The following is a 25986-nucleotide window of genomic DNA, read 5'->3' as shown; positions in this document are numbered from 1 at the left end:
TCCCCGCCTTTTGCCCCGGTGCGCACATGACTCCTACCGCCAAGCCCGAACTACTGGCCCCCGCCGGCACCCTCAAGACCATGCGCTACGCCTTTGCCTATGGCGCCGACGCGGTCTACGCCGGCCAGCCACGCTACAGCTTGCGGGTGCGCAACAACGAGTTCGACCATGCCAACCTGGCCTTGGGCATCCAGGAGGCACATGCGCTGGGCAAGCGCTTCTACGTAGTGGTCAACATCGCCCCGCACAATGCCAAGCTCAAGACCTTCCTCAAGGACCTGGCACCGGTGATCGAAATGGCCCCGGATGCGCTGATCATGTCCGACCCCGGCCTGATCATGCTGGTGCGCCAGCACTTCCCGCAGATGCCGGTACACCTGTCGGTGCAGGCCAACACGGTCAACTGGGCCAGCGTGCAGTTCTGGCAGCAACTGGGCCTGAGCCGGGTGATCCTGTCGCGCGAGCTGTCGCTGGAAGAGATCGAGGAAATTCGCCAACAAGTGCCAAACATGGAGCTGGAAGTGTTTGTCCATGGCGCCCTGTGCATGGCCTACTCCGGCCGCTGCCTGTTGTCGGGCTACCTCAACAAACGCGATGCCAACCAGGGCACCTGCACCAATGCCTGCCGCTGGAAGTACGACGCCACGCCGGCCACCGAGAACGCCACCGGCGACATCGTGCGCGAAGTGCAGCCGACCCTGGGCCTGGGCACACCTACCGAGCAGGTGTTCCTGCTGCAGGAAAGCAACCGCCCCGGCAGCGAAATGCCGGCATTCGAGGACGAGCACGGCACCTACATCATGAATGCCAAGGACCTGCGCGCCATCCAGCACGTCGAGCGCCTGGCCGGCATGGGCGTGCACTCGCTGAAGATCGAAGGCCGCACCAAGTCGCACTTCTACTGCGCCCGCGCGGTGCAGTCGTACCGCCAGGCCATTGACGACGCCGTGGCTGGGCGGCCGTTCGACCGCGCGCTGATGGGCAACCTGGAATCTCTGGCGCAACGTGGCTATACCGAAGGCTTCCTGCGCCGCCACGTGCACGACGAGTACCAGAACTACCAACGCGGCAACTCGGTCTCCGAACGCCAGCAGTTCGTTGGCGAGCTGACCGGTGCGCGTGTCGATGGCCTGGCCGAGGTCAAAGTGAAGAACCGCTTCGCCGTGGGCGACCATCTGGAGCTGATGACCCCGCGCGGCAATTACCACTTCGACCTGCACCGCCTGTGCGACCGCCAGCAGCAGGCCATTCAGGTGGCGCCGGGGGACGGCCATGTGGTGTACCTGCCAATCCCAGAGCAGGTCGCGCTGGACTACGCCCTGCTGATGCGCGACCTCGGTACCGACGAGGCGTCCAGCTGACAATCCTGTAATGTGCACCTCAGCCAGCTGACAGGTGCCTGCAGCGAACATCGCGCAAGCCGCTTACGCTATGCTGCGGGCCTACCGCTGGAAGGAGTGCTTCACCATGCTGCGCAAACACTTGCTGACCCTGAGCCTGCTGGCCGTCACCGGCCTGGCCCAGGCTGCCGAGACCATCGACGTCTACCGCGACCCCAACTGCGGTTGCTGCAAAGCTTGGATCAGCCACCTGCGCGACAACGGTTTCACCGTCAACGACCATGTCGAACCCAACATGAGCGCGGTCAAGCAACGCCTGGGCGTGGCGCCGCGCTTGGCGTCGTGCCACACCGGGGTGATCGACGGCAAGTTCGTCGAGGGCCACGTGCCGGCCGAGCAGGTACGCCTGCTAGCCACGCGCAGCGACCTCAAGGGCCTGGCCGTACCGGGCATGCCCATGGGCTCGCCGGGCATGGAAATGGGTGACCACAAGGATGCCTACCAGGTCATCGGCGTGACCCAGGAGGGCAAGGACAGCGTGGTCGCCAACTACTGATGCTCAGCCTGTGGGCGCTGTTCCTCAGCGCCTTCGGCGCCGCCACCCTGCTGCCGCTGCAATCGGAGGCAGTGCTGGTCGGCCTGTTGCTGCGCCAGCCCGAGGCTTGGGCGACCCTGCTGCTGGTGGCCACCCTGGGCAATGTGCTCGGTTCGGTCGTCAACTGGTTACTGGGCCGCGCCCTCGAGCACCTGCGCGACAAGCGCTGGTTCCCGTTCAGTGCAGTACAGCTGCAGCGCGCGCAGCAGCGCTACCAGCGCTGGGGGCAATGGTCGCTGCTGCTTAGCTGGGTGCCGCTGATCGGCGACCCGCTGACACTGATCGCTGGGATCATGCGCGAGCCGTTCTGGCGTTTCCTGCTGCTGGTCACCCTGGCCAAGGCCGGCCGCTATGCAGTGCTGGCGATGATCACCCTGGGCTGGTTTCACGCCTTGTAACCCCTTTCACGTTCAGCCTCGAGCGCCGCACGAGCGGCGTAGATGCTTCGCGGGCGAGCCCGCACCCACCCTACACTTCCCAGACTTGCGCCTCGGTCCAGCCCAACTCGGCAAAATCCCCTGCCCGTAACCCCGCCTCTTCCTCACAGAAAAACTCATCCAGCTGTGGCGGCCTGACCGCCGTATCACTGAGCATCGCATGCACCTGCCCACGGTGATGTACCTGGTGCTCGAACAGGTGCGCCAGCAAGCGCAGCCGCTGCTCGCGCTGCACCCGCTCGGGCCGCACGATGCTTACATAACGCCCCAGTTCGCCATCGCGCAGGCTGCGGCAATAAGCGATTAGCCGGTGGTCGGCCTGGGCCTGCTCGGCATGCAGGTCGGTACAGGTGGCAAACGGCTGTTCTGGCTCGAAGAAGCGCTCGCCATCGGGCTCGGGCTGCTCGCCACGCTGCTCGCACTCGAGCATGTGCAGGTAAAACCAGTCCACCGTCAACAGGTGGTTCAGGGTGGCCTTGATCGACGGGAAAAAGCTGCAGCGCGGGGCGACGAATTCATCCTGGGTCAATTGCAGGCAGGCCTTGTACAAGCGGTGGTTGGCCCAACCATTGTTGTAGGCCTGGGTCAGTAGATGATGCGACAACGGCTCCATGGGCGGCTCCTTTTCAGGCGAAGCGCTGCAGTTGCATCTCCCGTAGCCGGCTTAGGGTCCGTTGGTACGGGAATGCCAGATACCCTTGAGTGTAGAGGGCATCGAGCGCTACCTGTGCCTCCAGGTACAACGCCACCCGGCGGTCGTAACATTCATCGACCAGGGCAATGAAGCGGCGCACGGCATCATCCTTAGGCGACAGCGCCGGCAGTTCGCGGTCGCCCGCCACCACCCGCGCCGCACCATCCTCGGTGCCACGGGCGATGCGGCCAGCCCGCTGTTCACCGCCCAGCGCTGGAATGCCCGACACCAGGATGGCCGGGAAACGGTCGCACAGGGCCATGAATTCCATGGCTGCCAGCGGCTGTTCGCACAAATCGCTGAAGCGGCACCAGACGGCTTGCGCGCTGCGCCGCACCACCTGCACCTGCCTGGAACCAATGGCCAAGGGCTGATCGTGGCCCGCATCGCCCGGGCTGAGTTGGCGGAATACCTCGGCCAACTGGCTGCCCTGCCCCGCTTGCGCCACCCAGTAACGCTGGCGTTCGGCGCCGGGGTGCAGGCGATGGTCCTGGTCGCCGGCTACCGGCAATACCTGCATGTGCCGCTGGATGGCAGCGATGGCCGGCAAGAAACGCTGGCGATTGAAGCCGTCGCGGTAAAGCTGCTCGGGTGGCTGGTTAGAGGTGGCGACGATGACTACGCCCTGATCGAACAGCACCTGGAACAGGCGGCCGAGGATGATTGCATCACCGATGTCGTTGACGAACAGTTCGTCGAAACACAGTACGCTGATCTGCCCGGCCAGCTCCCGGGCCAGCGCCAGCAGCGGGTCGGCGGTACCGTTGAGCTGGAACAGGCGCTGGTGGACCCAGGCCATGAAGTGATGAAAGTGCTGACGCCGGCTGGGTGCGCGCAGGCACCGATGGAACTGGTCCATCAGCCAGGTCTTGCCCCGCCCGACCGGGCCCCAGAGGTAGATGCCGTGGGTGGCGCGGCCCTGCTCGACGGCTTCGAAGCAGGCCTGCAAAGCCTGAACGGCGCTGGCCTGGGCGGGGTCGGCAACGTAGCCCTGGGTGGCCAGGGCTTGCTGGTAGAGGGATTGGGGGTCGGTAGCCATGCCGTATTCTACACGTACCTTGTGGGTAATCGCCCACAGGGGCAGTGCCGCGTCAGGTGCCGTCGCCTAGGCCCACTTTGAGTAGCGCGCCGTCCTTGGCATCGGTCAGCACATACAGGTAACCATCCGGGCCCACCCGCACATCGCGAATACGCGCTTTCAGCTCACCCAGCAAACGCTCTTCATGCACCACCTTGTCGCCCTCCAACTGCAGCCGGATCAGCTCCTGGGTGGCCAATGCGCCAATGAACAGGTTGTGGTCCCAGGCCTTGAACGTCGGGCTGTCGTAGAACGCCATACCGCTGATACCCGGCGACTTTTCCCATACGTGGTGCGGGTCGACCATGCCCTGCACATGCTTGCCCTTGGCCTCAGGTATCGGCAGCAGCGAGTAGTTGATGCCGTGGGTCGCAACCGGCCAGCCGTAGTTCTTGCCGGGCTTGGGGATGTTGATTTCGTCGCCGCCACGCGGGCCGTGCTCGTGGGTCCAGAGCTTGCCGGTCCAGGGGTTGAGCGCAGCGCCTTGCTGATTGCGGTGACCGTATGACCAAATCTCGGGGCGCACGTTGTGCTTGCCGACGAAGGGGTTATCCTTGGGCACTTCGCCGTCCGCCAAAATGCGCACGATCTTGCCTTGTAGCTTGTCCAGGTCCTGGGCGGTCGGGCGCTGGTTATTCTCGCCGAGGGCGATGAACAGGTAGCCGTCGCGGTCGAATACCAGGCGCGAGCCAAAGTGATTACCCACCGACAACTTGGGCTGCTGGCGGAAGATCACGCTGAAGTTCTCTAACCGGGCACGGTCCTCGGACAACTGGCCGCGGCCGACCGCAGTACCGGCCTTGCCGTCACTGCCCTCTTCGGCGTAGGACAAATAGACGGTGCGGTCCTTGCCGAATTCCGGCGACAACACCACATCCAGCAGGCCGCCCTGGCCCTCGGCCCAGACCTTGGGCACGCCGCTGATCGGTGGGCCAACCTTGCCTTCGGCGTTGACCACCCGCAGGTTGCCAGCGCGCTCGGTCACCAGCATGTCCTTGCCGCCCGGCAGAAACGCCAAGGCCCAAGGGTTGCGCAGGCCGTCGGCCAGGGTGCTAACGATCAACGTGCCTTGTTCACTGCGAAACTGCTGCTCGGCCGCCGCCTGCGCCAGCAGGGGCAGCAGTGCAGCGGCAGTCAGGGTGGCTAGCCAGGGTGCTCGAAGCATGCACGATTCCTTTTTCCAAGCGCTTTGGACGGGGTCACGGCGCGCGCGGGTTGTCGCGCGGTGGCCGGGTGGGTTGCAGGTTCGGGGTTTGCTGCTGGCGGCGCAGGTTGTCGCCGTTGCCGATGCCGCGGTTATCCAGCGTGGGCGGGCGCTGGTAGGGGTCGGTAGACGGGCCGCGCACCGGTGGCGTGGCCGGCATGCTGCCCTGGCGGCTATTGGGGTTGGCGCGCTGGATGGGGCTGTTGTAGGGGTTGTTGTTAGCGGCAGCGAGTTGCAAGGGTGGCTCAGTGGCGGCGTGTGCAGGCAGGCACAGCGCCAGGCCGAAGGCCAGGATGGGCAATGTCGGGGTCATGCTTCACCTCCTGTACGAAAATGCCGCGCCGGGTGGGTTTGATAGCCTAAGGCGCGAGGGGTTCGCGGCAAAAGTGTGAATGCGGGTGGAGATAATTCCTGATGTTTCAGTATGCGCCTTGCTGGCTGCTTTGCTGCCCGGCACGACACATGACCGGCGGACGCAGGCCTTTTGTGGCAGCGGCTTTGTGTCGCGAAAGGGCCGCCAAGCGGCCCCAGGCTTACTGGCCCTTGTCTACCTTGTGCCGCGCCGCATACAGGCACAGCATTTCCATCGCCAGGGTCGCCCCAGCCAATGCGGTGATATCGGCATGGTCATAGGCCGGCGCCACCTCCACCAAGTCCATGCCCACCAGGTTGATACCGCGCAGCCCGCCCAAGATCTCCAGCGCCTGCAGCGTGCTCAGCCCACCACACACCGGCGTGCCGGTACCTGGCGCATAGGCCGGGTCGAGGCAGTCGATATCGAAGGTCAGGTATACCGGCCGTTCGCCCACCCGCTGGCGAATGGCCGCAATCACCGCCTCGGTGCCCTGGCGGTGCACCTGCCGGGCGTCGAGGATGGCAAAGCCCTGGCTGTCGTCATTGGTGGTGCGCAGGCCGATCTGTACTGAGCAGGCTGGGTCCACCAAGCCTTCGCGGGCGGCATGCCAGAACATGGTGCCGTGGTCGATGCGCTTGCCGTCCTCATCCGGCCAGGTGTCGCTGTGCGCATCGAAGTGGATCAGTGCCAGCGGGCCATGCCGGCGAGCATGGGCCTTGAGCAGCGGGTAGCTAATGAAGTGGTCGCCGCCCAGGGTGAGCATGGCGCAGCCGGCTGCCAGGATAGGCGCGGCATGGGCCTCGATACGGTCCGGCACCGACTGTGGGCTGCCGCTGTCGAAGGCGCAATCGCCATAATCGATCACCGCCAGGTGGTCGAACGGGTCGAACGCCCACGGCCAGTGTCGGGCCCAGGCCTGCTGCACCGAGGCGGCACGGATCGCCCGTGGGCCGAAGCGCGCGCCGGGGCGGTTGCTGGTGGCAGTATCGAACGGCACACCGCTGACCACCACATCGACGCCACGCAGGTCGCGGCTGTAGCGGCGACGGGAAAAACTGGTAATGCCGGCGTAAGTACTTTCGGCGGCGGTGCCATACAGGCTGTCACGGGTCATGGCCTGGTCGTTGTTTGCGGCTTGCTCCACGGTCGGGCTCCTGGGTCGTTATGGGTTATTGGCGGCTGCGAAAGGCGGTCCACAGGCGGTTGCGCAGGCGCAGGTCGGCCAGGGCCATGCTGCGGTCGGCATACAAGCGCTGGCGCACCGCAGCAGGCGGGTAGATGTCCGGGTCGTTGCGTACCGCGTCGTCTACCAAAGGCGTGGCGGCCTGGTTGGCATTGGCGAAGAACAGCGTGTTGGTCAGCGCGGCAACCGATTCTGGTTGCAGCATGAAGGCGATGAACGCCCGCGCCGCTTCGGGGTGCGGGGCGTCCTTGGGGATGACCAGGTTGTCCTGCCACACCAACGTGCCCTCGCGGGGGATGCGGTAGATCAGCTCGAACGGCTTGCCGGCGCGGCGCGCCTGGTCGGCGGCCATTGCGGCATCACCGTTGTAGGTCAACGCCAGGCACACACTGCCATTGGCCAGATCGCTGATTTGCCGGCCGTTGGCGACATAGCTGATCGATGGCTGCAACTGGTTCAGCAGGTTCTGCGCGGCGGCCAGGTCGGCCTTGTCCTGGCTGTAAGGGTCCTTACCCAGGTAATTCAGGGCCACGCCGATCACTTCTTGCGGTGAGTCGGGCATGGCGATGCCGCAGTCCTTCAGGCGGCTGGCGTACTCAGGCTTGAACAGCAGGTCGAGGCTGTCCAGCGGCACATCGCCCAGGCGCTGGCGTACCGCCTCCACATTCACCCCCAGGCCCAAGGTGCCCCAGGTATAGGGCACGGCATAGCGGTTACCGGGGTCGGCCTCGGCGAGCTTGGCCAGCAGGTCCTTGTCGAGGTTGCCATAGCCGGGCATAGCCTGGGCGTCCAGCGGCTGCAGGGCGTTGGCCTTGAGTGCCCGGGCCAGCAAGGCCGCCGACGGCACCACTACGTCATAGCCGCTGCGACCGGTCAGCAATTTGGTTTCTAGCACCTCGGTAGTGTCGAAGGTGTCGTAGCGCACCTTATAGCCGGTTTCCTGCTCGAAACGCTGCAGGGTTTGCGGGGCGACGTAGTCGGCCCAGCTGTAGAGGTTGACGACCTTTTCTTCAGCTTGCAGCGGCAAGGCCAGGACCAAAGACAACAGGCACAACGATCGACGCATGGCGGACACCTCGGTAAATGGCTGGATGGCGCAAGCATGGCAGCCGGGTTACATTGCAAAAATGGCAAGTTTGCAAAGCTGACATTCATCAGGAGCAATGCAATGCTCGGACAGGTACAAGACCCCGACCTGCACCTGCTGCGGCTGTTCGTCACTGTAGTCGAGGCCGGTGGCTTCAGCGCCGCACAAGGGGTGCTGGGCCTGAGCCAGCCCACGATCAGCCAGCGCATGGCGCAACTGGAGTCGCGCCTGGGCTACCGCCTGTGCAGCCGCGGCAAAAGCGGTTTCCAGCTCACGGAAAAAGGCACGTTATTGCTGGAGGCGGCCCGTGGGTTGCTGCTGAATATCGAGCAGTTCCGCCAGCAGGCCAGTGGCGTTGCCGGGCGGCTGCTGGGGGCCGTGCGCATCGGCCTGGCGGAGAGCCAGGACAAGGCGGTGAGCGTGAAACTGGCGACGGCCATTGCAGCCTTTCGCAGGCGCGAGGAGTCGGTGCAGCTGGAGCTGATCAGCGCGCCGCCGGCGCAGCTGGAACGGCTGTTGCTGGAGCAGCGGCTGGACTACGCCATCAGCTACTTCTCTGGCAACCAGGCGGCCTTCGATTACCAGCCACTGTTCGCAGAGCGGCAACGGCTGTATTGCGGTAAGGGGCATGTGCTGTTCGGCGAGGCTGGCGTTAGCCGTGAGCGCTTGCAGCAGATGGACCAGGTGCGCCACCCGTACCGGTTTCTCAAGGGTGGCGAGCCGTTCCAGAGCCAGCACAGCATGGCGATGGCGGAGCAGATCGAGAGTGTGCTGACGTTTGTTCTGTCGGGCCGGCATATTGGCTATTTGCCGTGCCATTACGCGCAGGGGTGGGAGGCCGAGGGGGTGTTGTGGGCATTAGACCCGGGGCTGGATTTTCTGGTGCCGTTTACGTTGGCACGGCACCGGGCCCAAGTGGTTGGCGAGGCACAGCAGGCGTTTGCCCAGGATTTGCTGGCAGCGTTTGCCTGAACCGGCCAATTCGCGGGTAAACCCGCTCCTACAGGGGGCTCACCAAAGCTGAAGGGGGATCAGCGGCTGGCGCTGGCAGCGGCCATCAGCTTGTTGACTTCGCTGCGCACCATGCTGGCGTATTCAGGCGGCGACATGCCGTCCAACTCAGCCCGCACCCATTCGGCCCATTTGCCCTTGCGCCGTGGCTTTTCCGCGATCAGCCGGGCCGCTTCCCCCTTGGCTTTGCCCAGGTTGTTCTGCCACATCTCGAACAGCCGGGCCTTCTCTGCCTCGATCTGCGCCCGTTCCTCGAAGCTCATGTTGGCCAGATTGAAACTCATGAAGGTACCTACCCTGTTGAAAATGGCGGCTATCTTACACCAACGCTCGGTGTACACGGCGAAGCAACTTTTTTCGCGCACAAGCATCCATTGTTCAATCCATTCCATTAACGAGGACGAGTTCATGGCCCGTAAAAACCCCGCGCTGGCCGCCAGCGATCAGATCAAGGACCAGGTATTCAGCGAATTGCAGGCGCTGATCGAAGAATCGGAAAAACTGCTGAATGAAAGCTCAGCTCTGGTGGGCGAAGAAGCAGAAACCCTTCGCGCGCAAGTCAGCCTCAAACTGAAACAGGCGCGCCAGGCAGCCGCTAGCGTGCGGGACAAAGCGCAACCGGTGGTCGAGGCAACCCAGGACTATATCGGCGGCCATCCTTGGCAAACCGTGGCCATTTCCGCAGGCTTCGGTCTGGTCATCGGCCTGCTGCTGGGCCGACGCAACTAACTGCCAGGCCGCCTAGTGTGAATCAGGCGGCTTGCGCCAGCGGGATGCCGCTGTGGAAGCGCAGTTCCTGGTCCGGTGACTGAATCAGCTCCATTTCCGCTGCACGCACCAGCTCGACCCGGCGGCCGATGTCTGCCGGGTCACCGTAGTTGTGGGCCAGCTTCAGGTAACCCTGATAGTGGCGCGCTTCGCTTTTCAGTAGCCCGTGATAGAAGCGACCCAGCTCTTCATCCAGGTGCGGTACCAGAGCGGCAAAGCGCTCGCAGCTGCGCGCCTCGATGAATGCCCCCACCACCAATGTATCCACCAGCTTGACCGGCTCGTGGGCGCGCACCAGGCGGCGCAGGCCCGAAGCATAGCGCCCTGCCGACACCGGCCGCAGCGGCACACCACGGCGCTTCATCAGGCGCAGCACCTGCTCGTGGTGCACCAGTTCCTCGCGGGCCAGGCGCGACATCATGTTGATCAGGTCAAGGTGGGTGTTGTACTTGGCGATCAAGCTCAAGGCGGTGCTGGCGGCCTTGAACTCGCAGTTTTTGTGGTCGATCAGCAAGGTTTCCTGGTCGGCGAGCGCCGCTTCGATCCAGGCGTCGGGCGTCGGGCAGCCAAGAAAGGCGTCGATTTCGGGGATCAGGGACATAAGCGTGCAACCACACAGAACGGGCAAGGCCGGCGATTATACCGGCGGAGCCGGGCGACGCCAGTGACTATGCTTGATGTGCATCAAGCGCCAGTGACGCAAGCGCCGACTATAGTCAGTCATTGGCCGTCACCTTTGAAGGGAGTTAACGCTCATGCAAGCCGTCCGCAGCATCCTCGTCGTCCTCGACCCCGAGCACGCCCACAGCCGGGCGCTAACCCGTGCCAAGCTGATTGCCGGGGTGACCGGCGCACGCCTGCACCTGCTGATGTGCGACAAAAAGCACGATCACAGCGCGCTGCTGAGCCTGCTGAGCAGCCAGCTGCATGATGACGGTTACGACAACATCACCCATGAAGAGGCCTGGCGTGGCAACCTGCACGACACCATCATCTACGTACAGCAGGCCGAGGGCTGCGAGTTGGTGATCAAGGAGCACCGCCCGGACAACCCGCTGAAAAAGGCCTTGCTCACCCCCACTGACTGGAAACTGCTACGCCAATGCCCGTGCCCCGTGCTGATGGTCAAGAGCGAACGGCCGTGGACCGGCGGCAAGATCTTGGCCGCGGTAGACGTGGGTAACCAGGACGAAGACCATCGCCGCTTACATGCGAGCATCATTGACCATGGCTATGCCATTGCCGGTTTGGCCAAGGGTGAATTGCACGTTATCAGTGCACACCCATCGCCAATGCTGTCGGCGCCGGACCCGGTGTACCAATTGAGCGAGACCATCGAAAAGCGTTATCGCGATGCTTGTGCCGCGTTCCAGGCTGAATACGGCATCGGTGAAGAGTGCCTGCATGTGGCCGAAGGGCCGGCGGACGTGCTGATTCCACATACCGAGAAACAGCTCGATGCCGTGGTGACGGTTATCGGTACGGTTTGCCGTACGGGGATTACCGGGGCATTGATCGGCAATACCTCGGAGGTGGTGCTGGATGCACTGGAAGGGGATGTGCTGGTACTTAAAAGCGAAGAAGTCATCGCGCACTTGGCGGAATTGGCCCGAGGCTGAATTCAACCTGTCAGGGCCCTAGCGCCGGCAAGCCAGCGCTAGGGCCGCGAAGCAGCCCCATTCAACAGCAACAGCTAGATCAACGCCTCCCGTACCTTCGGGTCAAGCCCGTCCTCCGCATGGGCCTCGCTCCATTCCGCCAGCTGCCGGCGCATCGCCGGCGTCCAGAAGCTTTGCAGGTGATTGCGTACCCCTTGTACCGCCAGCGCCCGGTCAGGTTCGCTGTCGAAGTAGTGGGCAATCTGGTTGGCCATCTTGACCAGGCTGTCGCTGCTCATCGGCGCACCTCGGCTTTCTCGGTTTTACGGCGCTCTTGCAGCAAGCGCCGCTGCTCGTCACTGAAGTCCTGGTAGCGTTTTTGCCACTGCGACGGCTGGAACACCTTCACCACCTCCACCGCCGTCACTTTGTATTCTGGGCAGTTGGTGGCCCAGTCGGAGTTGTCGGTGGTAATCACGTTGGCCCCCGACTCGGGGAAGTGGAACGTGGTGTACACCACCCCCGGCGCCACCCGCGCACTGACCTTGGCACGCAACACGGTCTGCCCGGCACGGCTGCCGATGCCCACCCAGTCACCGTCCTGGATGCCACGGCTTTCGGCGTCGGTTGGGTGAATTTCCAAACGGTCGGCATCATGCCAGGCAACGTTGCCGGTGCGCCGGGTCTGAGCGCCGACGTTGTACTGGCTCAGGATGCGCCCGGTGGTCAGCAGTAACGGGTAACGGGTGTTGACCTTCTCCTCGGTGGGCACGTAGCCGGTAAGCATGAAGCGCCCTTTGCCACGCACGAATTGGTCGATGTGCATGGTCGGCGTGCCGTCCGGCGCGGCGTCGTTGCACGGCCATTGCAGGCTGCCGTGGCGGTCGATTTCGGCGTAGCTGACGCGGTGGAAGGTGGGCGTCAGGCTGGCGATCTCCTGCATGATTTCGGACGGGTGGCGGTAGTTCATCGGGTAGCCCAGGGCATTGGCCAGGGCCACGGTTGCCTCCCAGTCGGCCTTGCCGGCCAGCGGTTCCATGACCTTGCGTACCCGCGAAATGCGCCGCTCGGCATTGGTGAAGGTACCGTCTTTCTCCAGGAACGAGCTGCCCGGCAGGAACACATGGGCGAACTTGGCCGTTTCGTTGAGGAAGATGTCCTGCACCACCACGCACTCCATGGCCAGCAAGGCTGCGGTAACGTGCTGGGTATTGGGGTCGCTCTGGGCAATGTCCTCGCCTTGGCAGTACAGGGCCTTGAAACTGCCGTCCAGCGCCGCCTCGAACATGTTGGGGATGCGCAGGCCGGGGTCGGGCTGCAAGGTCACGCCCCAAGCACGCTCGAACTCGGCACGCACGCCTTCGTTGGAAATGTGCCGGTAGCCCGGCAGTTCATGCGGGAACGAGCCCATGTCGCACGAGCCCTGCACGTTGTTCTGCCCGCGCAGCGGGTTCACCCCTACCCCTTCGCGGCCAATGTTGCCGGTGGCCATGGCCAGGTTGGCGATACCCATTACCGCCGTGCTGCCCTGGCTGTGCTCGGTCACACCCAGGCCGTAGTAGATGGCCGCGTTGCCGCCGGTGGCATACAGGCGGGCGGCGGCGCGGATCTGCTCGGCCGGTACGCCACACACTGGGCCAAGCACTTCAGGGGCGTTTTCTGCCAGGCTGACAAAATCGCGCCAGCGGGCGAAATCCTCGGTTTCGCAGCGGGCATCGATGAAGCTTTGGGCCAACAGGCCTTCGCTGACGATGACGTGGGCCAGGGCGTTGAGCATGGCCACGTTGGTACCTGGGCGTAGCTGCAGGTGCAGTTCGGCGCGGGCGTGGGGTGAATCGACCAGGTCGATGCGCCGAGGGTCGATCACGATCAGCCGCGCGCCTTGGCGCAGGCGGCGCTTGAGCTGCGAACCGAATACCGGGTGGGCGTCGGTGGGGTTGGCGCCGATCACCAGCACCACATCGGCCTGCATCACCGAATCGAAGCTTTGCGTACCGGCCGACTCACCCAGGGTCTGCTTCAGGCCATAGCCGGTGGGCGAATGGCACACCCGCGCACAGGTGTCGACGTTATTGTTGCCGAACGCCGTGCGCACCAGTTTCTGCACCAGGTAGGCTTCTTCGTTGGTGCAACGGCTGGAGGTGATACCGCCGATGGAATCGCGCCCGTACTTGAGCTGGATGCGGCGGAACTCGCTGGCGGCATAGGTGACCGCTTCGTCCCAGCTCACTTCCTGCCATGGGTCTTCCAGGCGCTTGCGAATCATCGGCTTGGTGATGCGGTCCGGGTGGGTAGCGTAGCCCCAGGCGAAGCGGCCCTTGACGCAGGCGTGGCCGTGGTTGGCGCCACCGTTCTTGTCCGGGACCATACGCACCAGCTGGTCGCCTTTCATCTCGGCACGGAACGAGCAGCCGACCCCGCAGTAGGCGCAGGTGGTGATGACCGCGCGCTCGGGCTGGCCCAGCTGCACCAGGCTCTTTTCTGTCAGGGTCGCCGTCGGGCAGGCCTGCACACAGGCGCCGCACGACACGCACTCGGAGGCCAGGAAGTTGTCGCCGCCCGCCGCCGCCACCCGCGATTCGAAGCCGCGCCCGGTGATGGTGAGGGCAAAGGTGCCCTGGATGTCCTCGCAAGCGCGCACACAGCGGCTGCAGACAATGCACTTGCTCGGCTCGTAATCGAAATACGGGTTGGAAACGTCCTTTTTCTCGGCCAGGTGGTTGGCGCCGTCGTAGCCGTAGCGCACCTCACGCAGGCCCACCTGGCCAGCCACGGTCTGCAGTTCGCAGTTGCCGTTGGCCGAACAGGTCAGGCAGTCCAGCGGGTGGTCGGAGATGTACAGCTCCATCACGTTGCGGCGCAGGCCGGCCAGGCGCGGGGTTTCGGTGTGCACCACCATGCCTTCGCTGACCGGGGTGGTGCAGGAGGCCGGATAGCCGCGCATGCCTTCGATTTCCACCATGCACATGCGGCACGAGCCAAAGGCTTCGAGGCTGTCGGTGGCGCACAGTTTGGGGATGCTGGTGCCGAGCATGGCCGCAGCACGCATCACCGAGGTACCAGCAGGCACACTGATGGCACGGCCATCGATGCTCAGGCTGACTTGCACCTCGCTGTCGCGGGCCGGGGTGCCCAGGTCGGTTTCGGGGTCGAAGAAATTGATCACTGCGCGGCCTCCGTGGTGGTCAGCCCAAAATCGGCGGGGAAGTACTTCAGCGCGCTGGCCACCGGGTAGGCGGTCATGCCGCCCATGGCGCACAGCGAGCCGTACTGCAGGGTGTCGCACAGGTCGCGCAGCAACAGGGCGTGGTCATGCCGCTCAGTTATGTCGCTGGTGGCGATTAGCCGGTCGACCACTTCCATGCCACGGGTAGAGCCGATGCGGCATGGGGTGCACTTACCGCAGGATTCCTCGGCGCAGAACTGCAAGGCGAAGCGCGCCATGCTAGCCATGTTGAGGGTGTCGTCGGCCACCACTACACCGCCATGGCCAAGCATCGCGCCGATAGCCGCGAACGCTTCATAGTCCAGCGGCGTATCGAAGTGGCTGGGTGGCACCCAGGCACCGAGCGGGCCACCGACCTGCGCGGCCTTCAAAGGCCGGCCACTGGCCGTGCCCCCCCCGTAGCCCTCCACCAGCTCGCGCAGGGTCAGGCCGAAGGCGCGTTCCACCAAGCCGCCTTGGCGGATGTTGCCGGCCAGCTGGAACGGCATGGTGCCCAGCGAGCGGCCCATGCCGAAGTCGCGGTAAAACGCCGCCCCCTTGGCCAGAATGACCGGTACCGAGGCCAGGGTGAGCACGTTGTGCACCAGCGTCGGCAGGCCAAACAGGCCTTGCAAGGCGGGTAGCGGTGGCTTGGCGCGGACGATGCCGCGCTTGCCTTCGATGGACTCGAGCAGTGCGGTTTCTTCACCGCAAATATAGGCACCGGCGCCCACCCGTACTTCCAGGTCGAAGGCCTGGCCGCTGCCAGCCACGTTGCTGCCGAGGTAGCCGGCGTCACGGGCGATAGCGAAGGCTTGGTCGAGCACGCGGATGGCGTCGGGGTATTCCGAACGCACATAGATGTAGCCCTTGTCGGCGCCCACCGCCAGGCCGGCGATGATCATGCCCTCGATCAGCAGGAACGGGTCGCCTTCCATCAACATGCGGTCGGCGAAGGTACCCGAGTCGCCCTCGTCGGCGTTGCATACCACGTACTTTTGCCCGGCCCCTGCGTCGCGCACGGTGCGCCACTTGATACCGGCCGGGAACGCCGCGCCACCCCGGCCGCGCAGGCCGGAATCGAGTACAGCAGCGACCACTTCGGCGCCGTCCATGGCCACGGCCGCTTCAAGCCCGGCGAAACCGCCGTGGGCACGGTAGTCGTCCAGCGACAGTGGCCGGGTGATGCCGGCGCGGGCGAACAGCAGGCGCTGCTGGGTCTTGAGGTAAGCAATGGCTTCGACCGGCCCCAACGCCAGCGAATGGCCCCCGGCGTCACCGGCCAGGGCATCGAGCAATGACGGCACGTCTGCCGGGGTGACCGGGCCGAAACCTAGGCGCCCTTGCGCGCTGTCGCACTCTAGCAGCGGCTCCAACCAGTACAGGCCGCGTGAACTGGTGCGCTGGATATCCAGCGGCAATTGGCGGCGCTCGGCCTCGCGCTGCAAGGCATCGGCGACCTGGTCGGCGCCCACGGCACGGGCTACCGAATCGCAGGGGAGGTAAACCTTCAGCATGCTGCGTCCTCCCGGCAACCGTTCACCAGCGCACGCAGGCGCTCAGGGGTCAGGCGCGCATGCACTTGGCCGTCCAGCTCCAGCGCTGGCGAACAGGCGCAAGCCCCCAGGCAGTAGACCGGGCGCAGGCTGATGGCTCCGTCGGCGCTGGTGCCATGGTCGTCCAGTGCCAGCTGTTCGCGCAGTTGCGCGGCCAGGGCCTCGGCGCCACGGCTCTGGCACGACTCGGCGCGGCATAGGCGCAGGGTGTGGCGCGCCGGCGGCGTGGTGCGGAAATCGTGGTAGAAGCTGATCACCCCGCGTACCTCTGCCAGGCTGAGGTTCAAAGCATGGGCGATTTCGGCGACGGCGGCATCGGGGATGTAGCCGATGTCGTGTTGAATGGCATGCAGGATCGGCAACAGGGCGCCGGGGGTATCCTTGTCACGGGCCAAGATGCGGTGGATCACAGGCAAGTGGAGCAGTTCGTCAGGCATTCAGCGGACCTCGGCATCACGGCGCCCGCCTTTGTTGTTGTGAGGGCGGGTATCCGGCGTGTTCTGCTGCGGCGCGCCGGCCACGTCACGGTTGCGTGGTGCCAGCGGCCTCCTCGCCTACGGCCGCGCGTCTGCGCGCACTGGTCCGAAGGCATCCTGCAAGCATGGCAGTTGTGGCGCCGGGGGGTTGCGTGCGAGCGACCAGGCGCATCCTGAAACCGACGCAGGCTGTTTCTGCATGCGGGCGTGGGCACATCCCTACACGCCCAGCTCTATTCAGCCTACATTTCCCCATCCAGCTTGACTCGTGAAATTTTTCCTGTATTTTTTCATGAAAAATAACTCTAAAAATTTCACGGCAGCCCGAATCGATGAAGATGCACGAAGAGGTTGAAGCCCTCGCGATCCTTATTCACGACCTGCGCAAATTCAAGAACCTGACCCTGGGTGAACTGGCCGAGCGCATCAACCGCTCGGTCGGCTTCCTGTCCCAGGTCGAACGCGGTGTTTCGCGCCCTACGGTGGCGGACCTCACCGCCATCAGTGAAGCGCTCGGCGTATCGACCGCGTACTTCTACAACCTGAGCAAGCCGCGCAACATCAGCTGGGTCACCCGCCCCCACGAGCGGCGCACGCTGTACCTGGAATCGGGCATTACCGATGTGCTGGCCTCGCCCACCATCGCCGGGGCGTTCTCCATGCTCGACAGCCATCTCGAGCCAGGCGCCACCAGTGGCGAGCCGTACCTGACGGACCGTTCCGAGCAAGGCTGTTTTGTGCTCGAAGGCGAACTCACGGTATGGCTGGATGACGGCGATGCCGTGACCCTGCAGGCCAATGACTGCTTCCAGCTGCAACCCCACGCGCAGTTCCGTTACGCCAACCTGACGGACAAACCCACGCGTGTGCTCTGGGTCTTCAACTGAATTCGTTCACCTCACAAGGACAAGAAGATGAGTGTCATCTTTCCGGATCTGCTAACTGAAGTGCGCGCGTTCCGCGCAAAACACCCAGAAATACGTTATGTCGACCTGATTGCACTGGATATCCCCGGGCACTTCTACGGCAAGCGCTACCCCATGGACATGCTGGAAAAAGTCGCCGCTGGCACACCGCTGAAGCTGCCGCAAAACTGCGTGCTGTTGGGCACCCAAGGAGGCCTTTACCCCATTGGTGACTACTGCTTCGCCGACGGCGACCCAGATGCCGCCCGGCGCCTGGTACCGGGTACCCTGAAACCGGTGCGCTGGGAAAAGGAAGTGATCGCCCAGATGCTCATCACCTCCGACGGCACCGCCAAGCCGATCGAGTTCGAGCCCCGTGAAGTGCTGGCCCGCGTGCTCCAGCGCCTGGCCAAACGCGGCATCCACCCGGTGGTGGCCTTCGAGCTGGAGTTCTACCTGTTCGACCGCAAGCTCGACAACGGCCTGCCGCAGTACCCACGCGACACGGCCACCGACGACCAGGACGACCAGCCGAACATGCACATCGAGCGGCTGTCGCGCTTCTCGTCGGTGCTGCACGAAATGGTCGATGGCGCCAACGAACAGGGTGTGCCGGCCAACGTCATCACGGCCGAGTTGGGCCCAGGCCAGTTCGAGATCAACTTCTCCCACAGCGACGATGCTCTGAGCGCGGCGGACTGGTCGGCGCTGTTCTGCCGCAGCACCCGCGGTATTGCGTTGAAACATGGCTACCGCGCCAGCTTCATGAGCAAACCGTACCTGGACGCACCCGGCAGCGGCATGCATGTGCACGTCAGCCTGTACGATGACGCCGGCAACAATATCCTGGCCGGTGCCGAACAGCGCAAGCTGCGCCATGCGGTGGCCGGGTGCCTGGAGCTGCTGCCCCACTGCATGCCGATTTTCGCCCCCAACCACAATGCCTACCGCCGTTACGGCGCCATGGTCAACGCAGCGAGCAAAGCCAGTTGGGGCTTCGAAGACCGCGATGCGTGCATTCGCATCCCCGAGTCCGACCCGCGCAACCTGCGCATCGAGCACCGCCTCGCCGGCGCCGATGCCAACCCGTACCTGGTACTGGCGGCCATCCTGACCGGCATGGAGCACGGCCTGGAGCGCGGCGTCGAACCTATCGCCCCGTTGAACGACAACCGCCAGAGCGGTATCGATTTCCCCAAGGATGCCCTCAGCGCCCTGGCCGCCATGCGTCACCACCCGGTGATCAACGAAGGCCTGGGTAGCGAGTTCGTGATGGTCTATTGCGAAAACAAATACCAGGAGCAACTGGACTTCATGCACCACATCGATGCCCGCGAATACCGCTGGTTCCTGTAGGTAAAGACCAAGACGCTGCCCCCTAGCGCTTCATTACAACGCGCAATATGGATTTGCCGGAGGAAGATATGCCACGTTTGCCCGTTATCGGCATTACCGCATGCACCAGCATGATTGAGCTGCATGCAACCCAGACCATCAGCGAGAAGTACGCACGCGCGGCGGCCAAGGCAGCGTGTGGGTTGCCCATCGTGATTCCCAGCCTCGCCGACCTGATGGATAGCGCCGATATTCTCGACGTGGTGGATGGGCTGATCTTCACCGGTTCGCCGTCCAACATCGAACCGCACCACTACCACGGCCCGGCCAGTGCAGCGGGCACTCATCACGACCCGCTGCGTGACGCCACCACGTTGCCGTTGATGCGTGCGGCCATCGCCGCCGGTGTGCCGGTGCTCGGCATTTGCCGTGGCTTCCAGGAAATGAACGTGGCGCTGGGCGGCACCCTGCACCAGAAAGTGCACGAGGCCGGCATGTTCATGGACCACCGCGAAGGCAAAGGGGAGCCTATCGAAAAGCAGTATGGCCCGCGTCACGCCCTGCATATCGAGCCCGGCGGCATGCTTGATCGCATGGGCTTGCCGGCGATCATCGAGGTCAATTCCATCCACGGCCAAGGCATCGATGCATTGGCCCCCGGGCTGAGGGTTGAAGCGCTGGCACCCGATGGCCTGGTGGAAGCGATTTCGGTCGAGAACAGCAAGGGCTTTGCCCTGGCCGTGCAATGGCACCCCGAGTACCAGGTCATGGATAACCCGCATTACCTGACCATCTTCCAGTCCTTTGGCAAGGCCTGCCGGCAGCGCTCGGTATTGCGCCAGCGGCTGTTGCTGTCCGCCTGAAAGACAACCGTTACCAACGACAAAAAAGTACCCGCGCAGTTCGGCTGCGCAACTTGATGGAGTGAAGTCAATGAGTGAACAGCATTCGCAGACGCTTGCCTGGCAAGCGATGAGCCGCGACCATCACCTGGCGCCGTTCAGCGATGTCCAGCAACTGGCCAAGAAAGGCCCGCGCATCATTACCTCGGCCAAGGGCGTGTACCTGTGGGACAGCGAAGGCAACAAGATTCTTGATGGCATGGCGGGCCTGTGGTGCGTGGCGGTCGGCTATGGCCGCGATGAACTGGCCGACGTCGCCAGCCAGCAGATGAAGCAGTTGCCCTACTACAACCTGTTCTTCCAGACCGCGCACCCGCCTGCGCTGGAACTGGCCAAGGCAATCGCCGATGTGGCGCCGCCAGGCATGAACCATGTGTTTTTCACCGGCTCCGGCTCCGAAGGCAATGACACCGTGCTGCGCATGGTCCGGCATTACTGGGCGCTCAAGGGCCAGAAAAACAAGAAGGTCATCATTGGCCGTATCAACGGTTACCACGGTTCCACCGTGGCCGGCGCGGGCCTGGGCGGTATGAGCGGTATGCACCAGCAAGGCGGGTTGATCCCGGATATCGTGCACATCCCGCAGCCGTATTGGTATGGCGAAGGTGGCGACATGACCGAGGCCGACTTCGGCGTGTGGGCGGCCGAACAGCTGGAGAAGAAAATTCTGGAAGTCGGCGTGGACAATGTCGCCGCCTTCATCGCCGAACCGATCCAGGGCGCTGGCGGCGTGATCATTGCGCCACAGACCTACTGGCCGAAGGTGAAGGAAATCCTCGCTAAGTACGACATCCTGTTCGTCGCCGACGAAGTGATCTGCGGCTTCGGCCGTACCGGTGAGTGGTTCGGTAGCGACTACTACGACCTCCAGCCTGACTTGATGACCATCGCCAAGGGCCTGACCTCCGGCTACATCCCCATGGGCGGTGTGATCGTGCGGGACAAAGTGGCCAAAGTGATCAGCGAAGGCGGTGACTTCAACCACGGCTTCACCTATTCCGGCCACCCGGTGGCGGCTGCGGTGGGCCTGGAGAACCTGCGCATCCTGCGGGACGAGAAGATCATCGAGCAGGTGCGCGAAACAACCGCCCCGTATCTGCAACAACGCCTGCGCGAGCTGGCCGACCACCCGCTGGTGGGCGAAGTACGCGGCCTGGGCATGCTCGGCGCGATCGAGCTGGTGAAAGACAAGGCCACCCGCGCCCGTTACCAAGGCAAAGGTGTCGGCATGATCTGCCGCCAGCACTGCTTCGACAACGGCCTGATCATGCGCGCCGTGGGCGACACCATGATCATCGCGCCGCCGCTGGTGATCAGCATTGAGGAGATCGACGAACTGGTGGAAAAAGCCCGCAAGTGCCTGGACCTGACGTACGAGGCTGTTCGCTAAGCGGCAGTTGGTTTCACTGGGGCTGCCCTGCAGCCCCTGTTTGCTTGACTGACACACAGCAAGCCCTTGAAGCATTTTGCTTTGCGAGATGAATCCTGTACTTTTCAGGGCATTATTTTCCTGTCCGAAAGTCGCGATTCAACTATGAAAGTGCACGAAGAGATCGAAGGCCTGGCCGTACTGATTCGCGACCTGCGCAAGTTCAAGGGCCTGACACTGGGCGAACTGGCCCAACGCATCGGCCGTTCGGTGGGTTTTCTTTCCCAAGTCGAACGGGGCGTATCGCGCCCAACCGTGGCCGACCTCACGGCAATCAGCGAAGAACTGGGTGTCTCCACAGCCTATTTCTACAAACTGGACAAACCCCGCGAACTCGACTGGGTCACCCGCCCTCACGAGCGTCGTACGCTTCACCTGGCCGGCGGCATCACCGACGTGCTGGCCTCCCCCACCATCACCGGCGCTTTTTCCATGCTCGATAGCCACCTTGAGCCAGGGGCCAGCAGCGGCGAAGAGTACCTTGACGACAGCTCGGAACAGGGCTGCTTCGTGCTTGAAGGCGAGCTGACCGTCTGGCTGGATGGCGGCGAGCCGGTAACGCTGCGCGCCAATGACAGTTTTCAGCTGCAACCGCACGCCAGTTTTCGCTACGCCAACCTCACCGATAAGCCTACCCGCGTGCTCTGGGTATTCAGCTAAGCGCTCGCCCCACGACATCACGCCAGTTGCTGCCACCCCTACAGGGGTGGCTTGCATCCGCCCGCCCGCCTAAAACTCCGGTTGACAATTGCGTCAAGAAAGACAACTATCCGGCCGCTTTTTCATGCGAAGTATTCTTATTAGCATTACGCTTATCACTTGAATGCTTGCATCGTCCATCGAAAAGGAGCCAATGGATGTCCGCTTGTTTTTCCCCCCCTGCCTTCAGCATTCGCCAAGCAGCGCTGGTGGTCAGCCTTTCAGGCGCGCTACTGGCCAGTGCAAATGCCAGTGCCGCGCTTGTCAGCTACAGCATCCCGGCGGGGCCGCTGGGCGCTGCCATCAACCAGTTCGCCACGGCGAGCGGGGTGATTGTCAGCTTCAGCAACGAAGAAGTCGCCGGCCTCGCTAGCCAGGGATTGCACGGCAGCTACGCGCTGGAACACGGCTTTGCGCAGCTGTTGCAAGGTACGGGCCTGCAGGTGCAGCAAGCGGGAGATAAGCACTACATGCTGGTTAGCCCCAGCCAGAATGGCACGCTGGAGCTAGCCGCCACCACCGTCTCCAGCGTGGGGCTGGGTGCCACCAGCGAAGGCACCGGCAGCTATACCACCGGCTCGGCCAACACCGCCACCGGGTTGCGCCTCTCGGCACGCGAGACACCGCAATCGGTCAGCGTGGTGACCCGGCAGCAGATCGAAGACCAGAACCTGAACGATGTTGCCCAGGTACTGGCACAAACCCCTGGCGTGGTCATCGACAGCATGGGGCCAGCCGGCAGCGACGCCAACCATATTTATGTACGCGGCTTCGAGGTTGGCAGCATACAGGTCGACGGCATCAACCGGCCCGACACCTACGGTTTTAAAGACGACCTTGCCGACATGGTGTCGTATGACCGGGTCGAGGTGGTACGCGGGGCCACGGGGCTGATGTCTGGCACCGGCGACCCCAGCGCCACCGTCAACCTGATTCGCAAGAAGCCGACGCTGGAAACGCAACGCAAGCTAACCCTGAAAGCGGGCTCGTGGGACAACTACCGCACCGAACTGGATGTGTCCGGCAAGTTGTCGGACAGCGGCAATGTGCGCGGGCGCTTCGTCGCCTCGACCACCGACAGCCAAAGCTACATCGACCGCCAGTCCCTGGAAAAGCAGGTGGCCTACGGCGTGGTGGAGTGGGACATGACCGACAGCACGATGCTGACCGTAGGTGCGCAATACCAGGAAATGGACAACGACGGCGCGGGCAACCACGGCTTCCCGATGTTCAATACCGATGGCAGCCACTTCAGCCCTTCTCGCTCATTCAACTCGGCCGCGGATTGGAGCTACCACAAGCGTCGCGCCAAGACAGTGTTCACCACCCTGGATCACCAGTTGGACAACGGCTGGCAACTGAAACTGAATGCCGAACACAGCCGACGCAGCTATGACGATGCCTTTGCCACTGCCGCCAGTGGCACCGTCAACCCCGACGGCAGTGGTATCACTACCTGGACCGGCCGCTGGGCGGGCGAGCCCCGGCAGACCTCGTTCGACCTCTCGGCTGCGGGCCCGTTCGAGCTGTTGGCCCGCGAGCACCAAGCCTACTTGGGCGCCAGCCACTACCGCGCCTACGACCGTAACAACGGTTACCCGCTGTGGTCGCTGCAGACCATCGACAACATCCACAGCTGGGACGGCTCGCTGGCGATACCGGACGCCATCCACACCAAGTCCACCGAAGATGCGCTGGATGAGACCCAGGACGGCCTGGTGGCCTCGGTGCGCTGGAGCCTGGCCGATGACTGGTCGCTGATTACTGGGGCGCGGGTGATTGACTGGCAGCGCGACGAAACCCACGAGACGCTGGCGACCGGCGCTACCAGCCGCATCTCGCGCAGCGAAACCGGGGTCGTCACCCCTTACCTCGGGCTGGTTTATGACCTCAACGAAAACTGGTCGGCCTATGCCAGCTACACCACGATCTTCAAACCGCAAAGCAACAAGGATGTCAGTGGCAACTACCTTGAACCGCTAGAGGGCGTGAACTACGAGCTGGGTATCAAAAGCGAGTTCTGGGACAAGCGCTTGACCACTGCGTTCAGTGTGTTCGAGGTGCATCAAGACAACTTGGCCGTGGCCGACGGCAGTAACCTGGCCCCCGACGGCAACCAGGCCTACCGTGCCGAATCGGGTACCAAAACCCGCGGTTTCGAGATGGAAGCAGCAGGCGAGATCCTGCCTGACTGGCAGGTATCGGCCAGCTATACGTATGCCGTCAGCAAGGACTCGGAAGGCGACCGCCTGCTAACCGAGGTGCCGCGCGATACCCTCAAACTGTTCACCAGCTATCGCCTGCAGTCACTGGCGCAGCTGAAGGTGGGCGGTGGTGTGCGCTGGCAGGGAACCGAGTACTACAAAGACGCGGGCCCCCACGGCGAAACCTTTACCCAGGGTGCCTACAGTGTGGTCGACCTGATGGCGCAATATGCTTTCACGCCGCAAACCAGCGTCTCGTTGAACCTCGACAACGTGTTTGACAAGACCTACTACACAGCCATCGGCTCACGTGGTTGGTATGGCAGCCCACGTAGCGCCACGGCCACGTTGGTGTACGCGTTCTAACATTTGCGCGGAGTTGTCGCGGTGCCGGTTGCGCTTGGGCGCCCGGGTACTTGTGCACTAGGATGGCGTATACCCACCCGGTTGACGCAGTAGCGCCAAGAGTATTCATGGAACGAAAAGCAAGCCCATCAACCGCCGCCGACTGGGTCATACGTAGCGCGCCACCTGGCAGTGTGGAACGCATCGAGGCGTGGTTCGGCGGCCATGGTTACGACCCACACCGTCACGATACCTACTCGATCGGCCGCACCCTTGTCGGCGTGCAGAGCTTTCACTACAAGGGGGTGCTGTGCCACGGCGTGCCAGGCAACACACTGGTGCTGCACCCTGATGAAGTGCATGACGGCATGGCCGGCACCGAGGTGGGCTTTCGCTACCGAATGGCCTACATCGACCCTTCGCTGATCCAGAACGTTCTCGGTGGCGAACCATTGCCTTTCATTGCTGGCGGGCTGTCCAGCGATACGCGTCTGTTCCGTGCCAGCGAGGCCTTTGTCCAGGCACTGGATCATCCGCTGGAAACACTCGAAGAGCAGGACGCGGTCTATGACCTGGCAATGGCGCTGCGTGCGGTCGGCGGCAAGCCACGTGGTCGCAAACGCTTGGACTACCGCTCGGCCGAGCGCGCCAGAGCGTTCATCATGGAGCACCTGCAACTCGGCATCACCCTGGAGATGCTCGAACAGGCCAGCGGGCGTGAGCAATGGAGCTTGTCACGGGACTTTCGGGCCCTTTACGGCACCAGCCCCTACCGCTTTGTCACGCTACGGCGCCTGGACTGTTTTCGTAGGCTGATTGTGGATGGCTTCACGCTGGTCGATGCGGCATTGGCCGCAGGCTTTCACGATCAAAGCCACATGACCCGGCACTTCACACGCACCTATGGTGTGCCGCCGTTGCGCTGGCTGGAGCGCTTGCGAGCTGCCCGCTAAGTTGCAGGATCGTACAAGAGCAGCGTGCGGTTTGTTGGATAGGCTGACGGCTCCATCAAAGAGGATCCGTCATGTCCGACATCCATCAGCAATCCGCATCACAACCCGTGAATTTGATTGAAAAAGCTTCGCTGATCGAGCAGCAGTGGAGCCCGAGGGTCGTCGCCGAAATGAATGACTACCAATTCAAGGTCGTGCGTATCGAAGGTGAGTTTATCTGGCACTCGCACCCAGAGACCGATGAAGCGTTTGTTGTGCTCGAAGGCGTCTTGCGCATCGACCTCCCAGAGGGCAGCGTGCAGGTGAACCCAGGTGAACTGTATGTCGTGCCGCGTGGCGTAGCGCATAGAACCGCGGCACAAGCGCAAGCGAAGCTGATGATGATCGAGCCGCGAGGCGTTTTGAATACAGGCCATGAAGGGGGCGCGCGAACTGCAGTGAATGACGTCTGGATCTGACTCGGCGGCACTGGGGCGGCGAACCCACCGCGGTGCATAGCACGCACTACTGACCGGGCCGACAACCGCAAAAAGGTTCATCGCACATTCCGAGCACGATGAGCCTTTTTCCATCCCTTTGCCCTAGCACATGGCCCCTTGTGCTCACTCGTTATATCCTTGCGCCACA

Annotated in this window: 26 protein-coding genes; 14 read left to right on the top strand and 12 right to left on the bottom strand. The window is 63.4% G+C overall.

Going from position 1 to position 25986, the window contains the following annotated elements; genetic code table 11:
- Positions 1 to 26: 26 nt before the first annotated feature.
- The 3 genes from yegQ (at position 27) to DV532_RS08660 (ending at position 2333) form a co-directional block, all read left to right on the top strand.
- The gene (gene yegQ, locus DV532_RS08670; protein ID WP_056806764.1) at positions 27 to 1361 is read left to right on the top strand and encodes a tRNA 5-hydroxyuridine modification protein YegQ; all 1335 of its coding nucleotides are present in this window, start codon (positions 27 to 29) and stop codon (positions 1359 to 1361) included.
- A 106-nt stretch (positions 1362 to 1467) separates the two neighbouring features.
- On the top strand, positions 1468 to 1896 hold the full coding sequence (locus DV532_RS08665) for a DUF411 domain-containing protein (RefSeq protein WP_056806879.1): 429 nt from the start codon (positions 1468 to 1470) through the stop codon (positions 1894 to 1896).
- Positions 1896 to 2333, top strand: a complete 438-nt coding sequence (locus DV532_RS08660) for a YqaA family protein (RefSeq protein ID WP_056806762.1) — start codon at positions 1896 to 1898, stop codon at positions 2331 to 2333. Before DV532_RS08665 ends, DV532_RS08660 begins: the two co-directional genes overlap by 1 nt.
- A 70-nt stretch (positions 2334 to 2403) precedes the next feature.
- On the opposite strand, the gene DV532_RS08655 is transcribed toward DV532_RS08660, so the two are convergent.
- The 6 genes from DV532_RS08655 to DV532_RS08630 form a co-directional block, all read right to left on the bottom strand.
- Positions 2404 to 2985, bottom strand: coding sequence for a DinB family protein (locus DV532_RS08655; protein ID WP_056806759.1), 582 nt, complete (start codon positions 2983 to 2985; stop codon positions 2404 to 2406).
- 13 nt (positions 2986 to 2998) lie between these two features.
- Positions 2999 to 4105 carry a cell division protein ZapE gene (gene zapE / locus DV532_RS08650; protein ID WP_056806756.1) on the bottom strand — a complete coding sequence of 369 codons (1107 nt, stop codon included), beginning with the start codon at positions 4103 to 4105 and terminating at the stop codon, positions 2999 to 3001.
- 52 nt (positions 4106 to 4157) lie between these two features.
- Positions 4158 to 5309, bottom strand: a complete 1152-nt coding sequence (locus tag DV532_RS08645) for a PQQ-dependent sugar dehydrogenase (protein ID WP_056806753.1) — start codon at positions 5307 to 5309, stop codon at positions 4158 to 4160.
- Between the two features lie 34 nt (positions 5310 to 5343).
- On the bottom strand, positions 5344 to 5661 hold the full coding sequence (locus tag DV532_RS08640) for a hypothetical protein (RefSeq protein WP_056806750.1): 318 nt from the start codon (positions 5659 to 5661) through the stop codon (positions 5344 to 5346).
- 220 nt (positions 5662 to 5881) lie between these two features.
- Positions 5882 to 6847, bottom strand: coding sequence for an agmatinase (gene speB, locus DV532_RS08635; RefSeq protein ID WP_056806746.1), 966 nt, complete (start codon positions 6845 to 6847; stop codon positions 5882 to 5884).
- A 25-nt stretch (positions 6848 to 6872) separates the two neighbouring features.
- Positions 6873 to 7952: an extracellular solute-binding protein gene (locus DV532_RS08630; RefSeq protein WP_056806742.1), complete on the bottom strand. Its 1080-nt coding sequence runs from the start codon at positions 7950 to 7952 to the stop codon at positions 6873 to 6875.
- A 102-nt stretch (positions 7953 to 8054) separates the two neighbouring features.
- On the opposite strand from DV532_RS08630, the gene DV532_RS08625 reads away from it, so the two are divergent.
- Complete coding sequence (locus DV532_RS08625; RefSeq protein ID WP_056806738.1) at positions 8055 to 8945, top strand: LysR family transcriptional regulator; 891 nt, start codon at positions 8055 to 8057, stop codon at positions 8943 to 8945.
- A 59-nt stretch (positions 8946 to 9004) separates the two neighbouring features.
- On the opposite strand, the gene DV532_RS08620 is transcribed toward DV532_RS08625, so the two are convergent.
- On the bottom strand, positions 9005 to 9268 hold the full coding sequence (locus tag DV532_RS08620; RefSeq protein ID WP_056806876.1) for a hypothetical protein: 264 nt from the start codon (positions 9266 to 9268) through the stop codon (positions 9005 to 9007).
- A gap of 124 nt (positions 9269 to 9392) precedes the next feature.
- On the opposite strand from DV532_RS08620, the gene DV532_RS08615 reads away from it, so the two are divergent.
- Positions 9393 to 9713 (top strand): YqjD family protein, encoded by a 321-nt coding sequence (locus tag DV532_RS08615; protein ID WP_056806736.1) that lies wholly within the window; start codon positions 9393 to 9395, stop codon positions 9711 to 9713.
- A 22-nt stretch (positions 9714 to 9735) separates the two neighbouring features.
- Here the strand turns inward: DV532_RS08615 and DV532_RS08610 are convergent, their stop codons facing one another.
- On the bottom strand, positions 9736 to 10353 hold the full coding sequence (locus tag DV532_RS08610) for a tRNA-(ms[2]io[6]A)-hydroxylase (RefSeq protein WP_056806733.1): 618 nt from the start codon (positions 10351 to 10353) through the stop codon (positions 9736 to 9738).
- Positions 10354 to 10507: 154 nt separating this feature from the next.
- Here DV532_RS08610 and DV532_RS08605 point away from each other — a divergent pair, with 154 nt between their 5' ends.
- Positions 10508 to 11371: a universal stress protein gene (locus DV532_RS08605; RefSeq protein ID WP_056806731.1), complete on the top strand. Its 864-nt coding sequence runs from the start codon at positions 10508 to 10510 to the stop codon at positions 11369 to 11371.
- A gap of 74 nt (positions 11372 to 11445) precedes the next feature.
- Here the strand turns inward: DV532_RS08605 and DV532_RS08600 are convergent, their stop codons facing one another.
- From DV532_RS08600 to DV532_RS08585, 4 genes are read right to left on the bottom strand one after another with little or no spacing between them, the layout of a single operon-like run.
- Positions 11446 to 11649 carry a formate dehydrogenase subunit delta gene (locus DV532_RS08600; RefSeq protein ID WP_056806728.1) on the bottom strand — a complete coding sequence of 68 codons (204 nt, stop codon included), beginning with the start codon at positions 11647 to 11649 and terminating at the stop codon, positions 11446 to 11448.
- Positions 11646 to 14516 carry a formate dehydrogenase subunit alpha gene (gene fdhF, locus DV532_RS08595; protein ID WP_056806725.1) on the bottom strand — a complete coding sequence of 957 codons (2871 nt, stop codon included), beginning with the start codon at positions 14514 to 14516 and terminating at the stop codon, positions 11646 to 11648. The genes DV532_RS08600 and fdhF overlap by 4 nt, the downstream gene beginning before the upstream one ends.
- Positions 14513 to 16072 (bottom strand): NADH-quinone oxidoreductase subunit NuoF, encoded by a 1560-nt coding sequence (locus DV532_RS08590; RefSeq protein ID WP_056806724.1) that lies wholly within the window; start codon positions 16070 to 16072, stop codon positions 14513 to 14515. Before DV532_RS08590 ends, fdhF begins: the two co-directional genes overlap by 4 nt.
- Positions 16066 to 16548, bottom strand: a complete 483-nt coding sequence (locus DV532_RS08585) for a formate dehydrogenase subunit gamma (protein ID WP_056806721.1) — start codon at positions 16546 to 16548, stop codon at positions 16066 to 16068. The genes DV532_RS08590 and DV532_RS08585 overlap by 7 nt, the downstream gene beginning before the upstream one ends.
- A gap of 371 nt (positions 16549 to 16919) precedes the next feature.
- On the opposite strand from DV532_RS08585, the gene DV532_RS08580 reads away from it, so the two are divergent.
- The 8 genes from DV532_RS08580 (at position 16920) to DV532_RS08545 (ending at position 25817) form a co-directional block, all read left to right on the top strand.
- Positions 16920 to 17474, top strand: a complete 555-nt coding sequence (locus DV532_RS08580; protein ID WP_056806719.1) for a helix-turn-helix domain-containing protein — start codon at positions 16920 to 16922, stop codon at positions 17472 to 17474.
- Positions 17475 to 17501: 27 nt separating this feature from the next.
- The gene (locus DV532_RS08575; RefSeq protein WP_056806716.1) at positions 17502 to 18848 is read left to right on the top strand and encodes a glutamine synthetase family protein; all 1347 of its coding nucleotides are present in this window, start codon (positions 17502 to 17504) and stop codon (positions 18846 to 18848) included.
- Positions 18849 to 18916: 68 nt separating this feature from the next.
- Positions 18917 to 19690: a gamma-glutamyl-gamma-aminobutyrate hydrolase family protein gene (locus tag DV532_RS08570; RefSeq protein WP_056806713.1), complete on the top strand. Its 774-nt coding sequence runs from the start codon at positions 18917 to 18919 to the stop codon at positions 19688 to 19690.
- Between the two features lie 70 nt (positions 19691 to 19760).
- Positions 19761 to 21119, top strand: a complete 1359-nt coding sequence (locus tag DV532_RS08565) for an aspartate aminotransferase family protein (RefSeq protein ID WP_056806710.1) — start codon at positions 19761 to 19763, stop codon at positions 21117 to 21119.
- Between the two features lie 144 nt (positions 21120 to 21263).
- Positions 21264 to 21818: a helix-turn-helix domain-containing protein gene (locus DV532_RS08560; protein WP_056806707.1), complete on the top strand. Its 555-nt coding sequence runs from the start codon at positions 21264 to 21266 to the stop codon at positions 21816 to 21818.
- Positions 21819 to 22015: 197 nt separating this feature from the next.
- A complete protein-coding gene (locus DV532_RS08555) occupies positions 22016 to 24427 on the top strand; it encodes a TonB-dependent receptor (protein WP_056806703.1) in 2412 nt (803 codons plus the stop codon).
- Between the two features lie 107 nt (positions 24428 to 24534).
- Positions 24535 to 25359 carry an AraC family transcriptional regulator gene (locus DV532_RS08550; protein WP_056806700.1) on the top strand — a complete coding sequence of 275 codons (825 nt, stop codon included), beginning with the start codon at positions 24535 to 24537 and terminating at the stop codon, positions 25357 to 25359.
- A 71-nt stretch (positions 25360 to 25430) separates the two neighbouring features.
- A complete protein-coding gene (locus DV532_RS08545; protein ID WP_056806698.1) occupies positions 25431 to 25817 on the top strand; it encodes a cupin domain-containing protein in 387 nt (128 codons plus the stop codon).
- The last annotated feature ends 169 nt before the right edge of the window (positions 25818 to 25986 follow it).

Source organism: Pseudomonas sp. Leaf58, assembly GCF_003627215.1.
GTDB lineage: Bacteria > Pseudomonadota > Gammaproteobacteria > Pseudomonadales > Pseudomonadaceae > Aquipseudomonas.
This window is presented reverse-complemented; position numbering and strand designations above follow the sequence as displayed.

Bases quoted from the DNA above. Each gene is read 5' to 3' on its own strand.
- yegQ (WP_056806764.1), top strand. From the start codon at position 27: ATGACTCCTACCGCCAAGCCCGAACTACTGGCCCCCGCCGGCACCCTC.
- DV532_RS08665 (WP_056806879.1), top strand. From the start codon at position 1,468: ATGCTGCGCAAACACTTGCTGACCCTGAGCCTGCTGGCCGTCACCGGC.
- DV532_RS08660 (WP_056806762.1), top strand. From the start codon at position 1,896: ATGCTCAGCCTGTGGGCGCTGTTCCTCAGCGCCTTCGGCGCCGCCACC.
- DV532_RS08655 (WP_056806759.1), bottom strand. From the start codon at position 2,985: ATGGAGCCGTTGTCGCATCATCTACTGACCCAGGCCTACAACAATGGT.
- zapE (WP_056806756.1), bottom strand. From the start codon at position 4,105: ATGGCTACCGACCCCCAATCCCTCTACCAGCAAGCCCTGGCCACCCAG.
- DV532_RS08645 (WP_056806753.1), bottom strand. From the start codon at position 5,309: ATGCTTCGAGCACCCTGGCTAGCCACCCTGACTGCCGCTGCACTGCTG.
- DV532_RS08640 (WP_056806750.1), bottom strand. From the start codon at position 5,661: ATGACCCCGACATTGCCCATCCTGGCCTTCGGCCTGGCGCTGTGCCTG.
- DV532_RS08630 (WP_056806742.1), bottom strand. From the start codon at position 7,952: ATGCGTCGATCGTTGTGCCTGTTGTCTTTGGTCCTGGCCTTGCCGCTG.
- DV532_RS08625 (WP_056806738.1), top strand. From the start codon at position 8,055: ATGCTCGGACAGGTACAAGACCCCGACCTGCACCTGCTGCGGCTGTTC.
- DV532_RS08620 (WP_056806876.1), bottom strand. From the start codon at position 9,268: ATGAGTTTCAATCTGGCCAACATGAGCTTCGAGGAACGGGCGCAGATC.
- DV532_RS08615 (WP_056806736.1), top strand. From the start codon at position 9,393: ATGGCCCGTAAAAACCCCGCGCTGGCCGCCAGCGATCAGATCAAGGAC.
- DV532_RS08610 (WP_056806733.1), bottom strand. From the start codon at position 10,353: ATGTCCCTGATCCCCGAAATCGACGCCTTTCTTGGCTGCCCGACGCCC.
- DV532_RS08605 (WP_056806731.1), top strand. From the start codon at position 10,508: ATGCAAGCCGTCCGCAGCATCCTCGTCGTCCTCGACCCCGAGCACGCC.
- DV532_RS08600 (WP_056806728.1), bottom strand. From the start codon at position 11,649: ATGAGCAGCGACAGCCTGGTCAAGATGGCCAACCAGATTGCCCACTAC.
- DV532_RS08590 (WP_056806724.1), bottom strand. From the start codon at position 16,072: ATGCTGAAGGTTTACCTCCCCTGCGATTCGGTAGCCCGTGCCGTGGGC.
- DV532_RS08585 (WP_056806721.1), bottom strand. From the start codon at position 16,548: ATGCCTGACGAACTGCTCCACTTGCCTGTGATCCACCGCATCTTGGCC.
- DV532_RS08580 (WP_056806719.1), top strand. From the start codon at position 16,920: ATGAAGATGCACGAAGAGGTTGAAGCCCTCGCGATCCTTATTCACGAC.
- DV532_RS08575 (WP_056806716.1), top strand. From the start codon at position 17,502: ATGAGTGTCATCTTTCCGGATCTGCTAACTGAAGTGCGCGCGTTCCGC.
- DV532_RS08570 (WP_056806713.1), top strand. From the start codon at position 18,917: ATGCCACGTTTGCCCGTTATCGGCATTACCGCATGCACCAGCATGATT.
- DV532_RS08565 (WP_056806710.1), top strand. From the start codon at position 19,761: ATGAGTGAACAGCATTCGCAGACGCTTGCCTGGCAAGCGATGAGCCGC.
- DV532_RS08560 (WP_056806707.1), top strand. From the start codon at position 21,264: ATGAAAGTGCACGAAGAGATCGAAGGCCTGGCCGTACTGATTCGCGAC.
- DV532_RS08555 (WP_056806703.1), top strand. From the start codon at position 22,016: ATGTCCGCTTGTTTTTCCCCCCCTGCCTTCAGCATTCGCCAAGCAGCG.
- DV532_RS08550 (WP_056806700.1), top strand. From the start codon at position 24,535: ATGGAACGAAAAGCAAGCCCATCAACCGCCGCCGACTGGGTCATACGT.
- DV532_RS08545 (WP_056806698.1), top strand. From the start codon at position 25,431: ATGTCCGACATCCATCAGCAATCCGCATCACAACCCGTGAATTTGATT.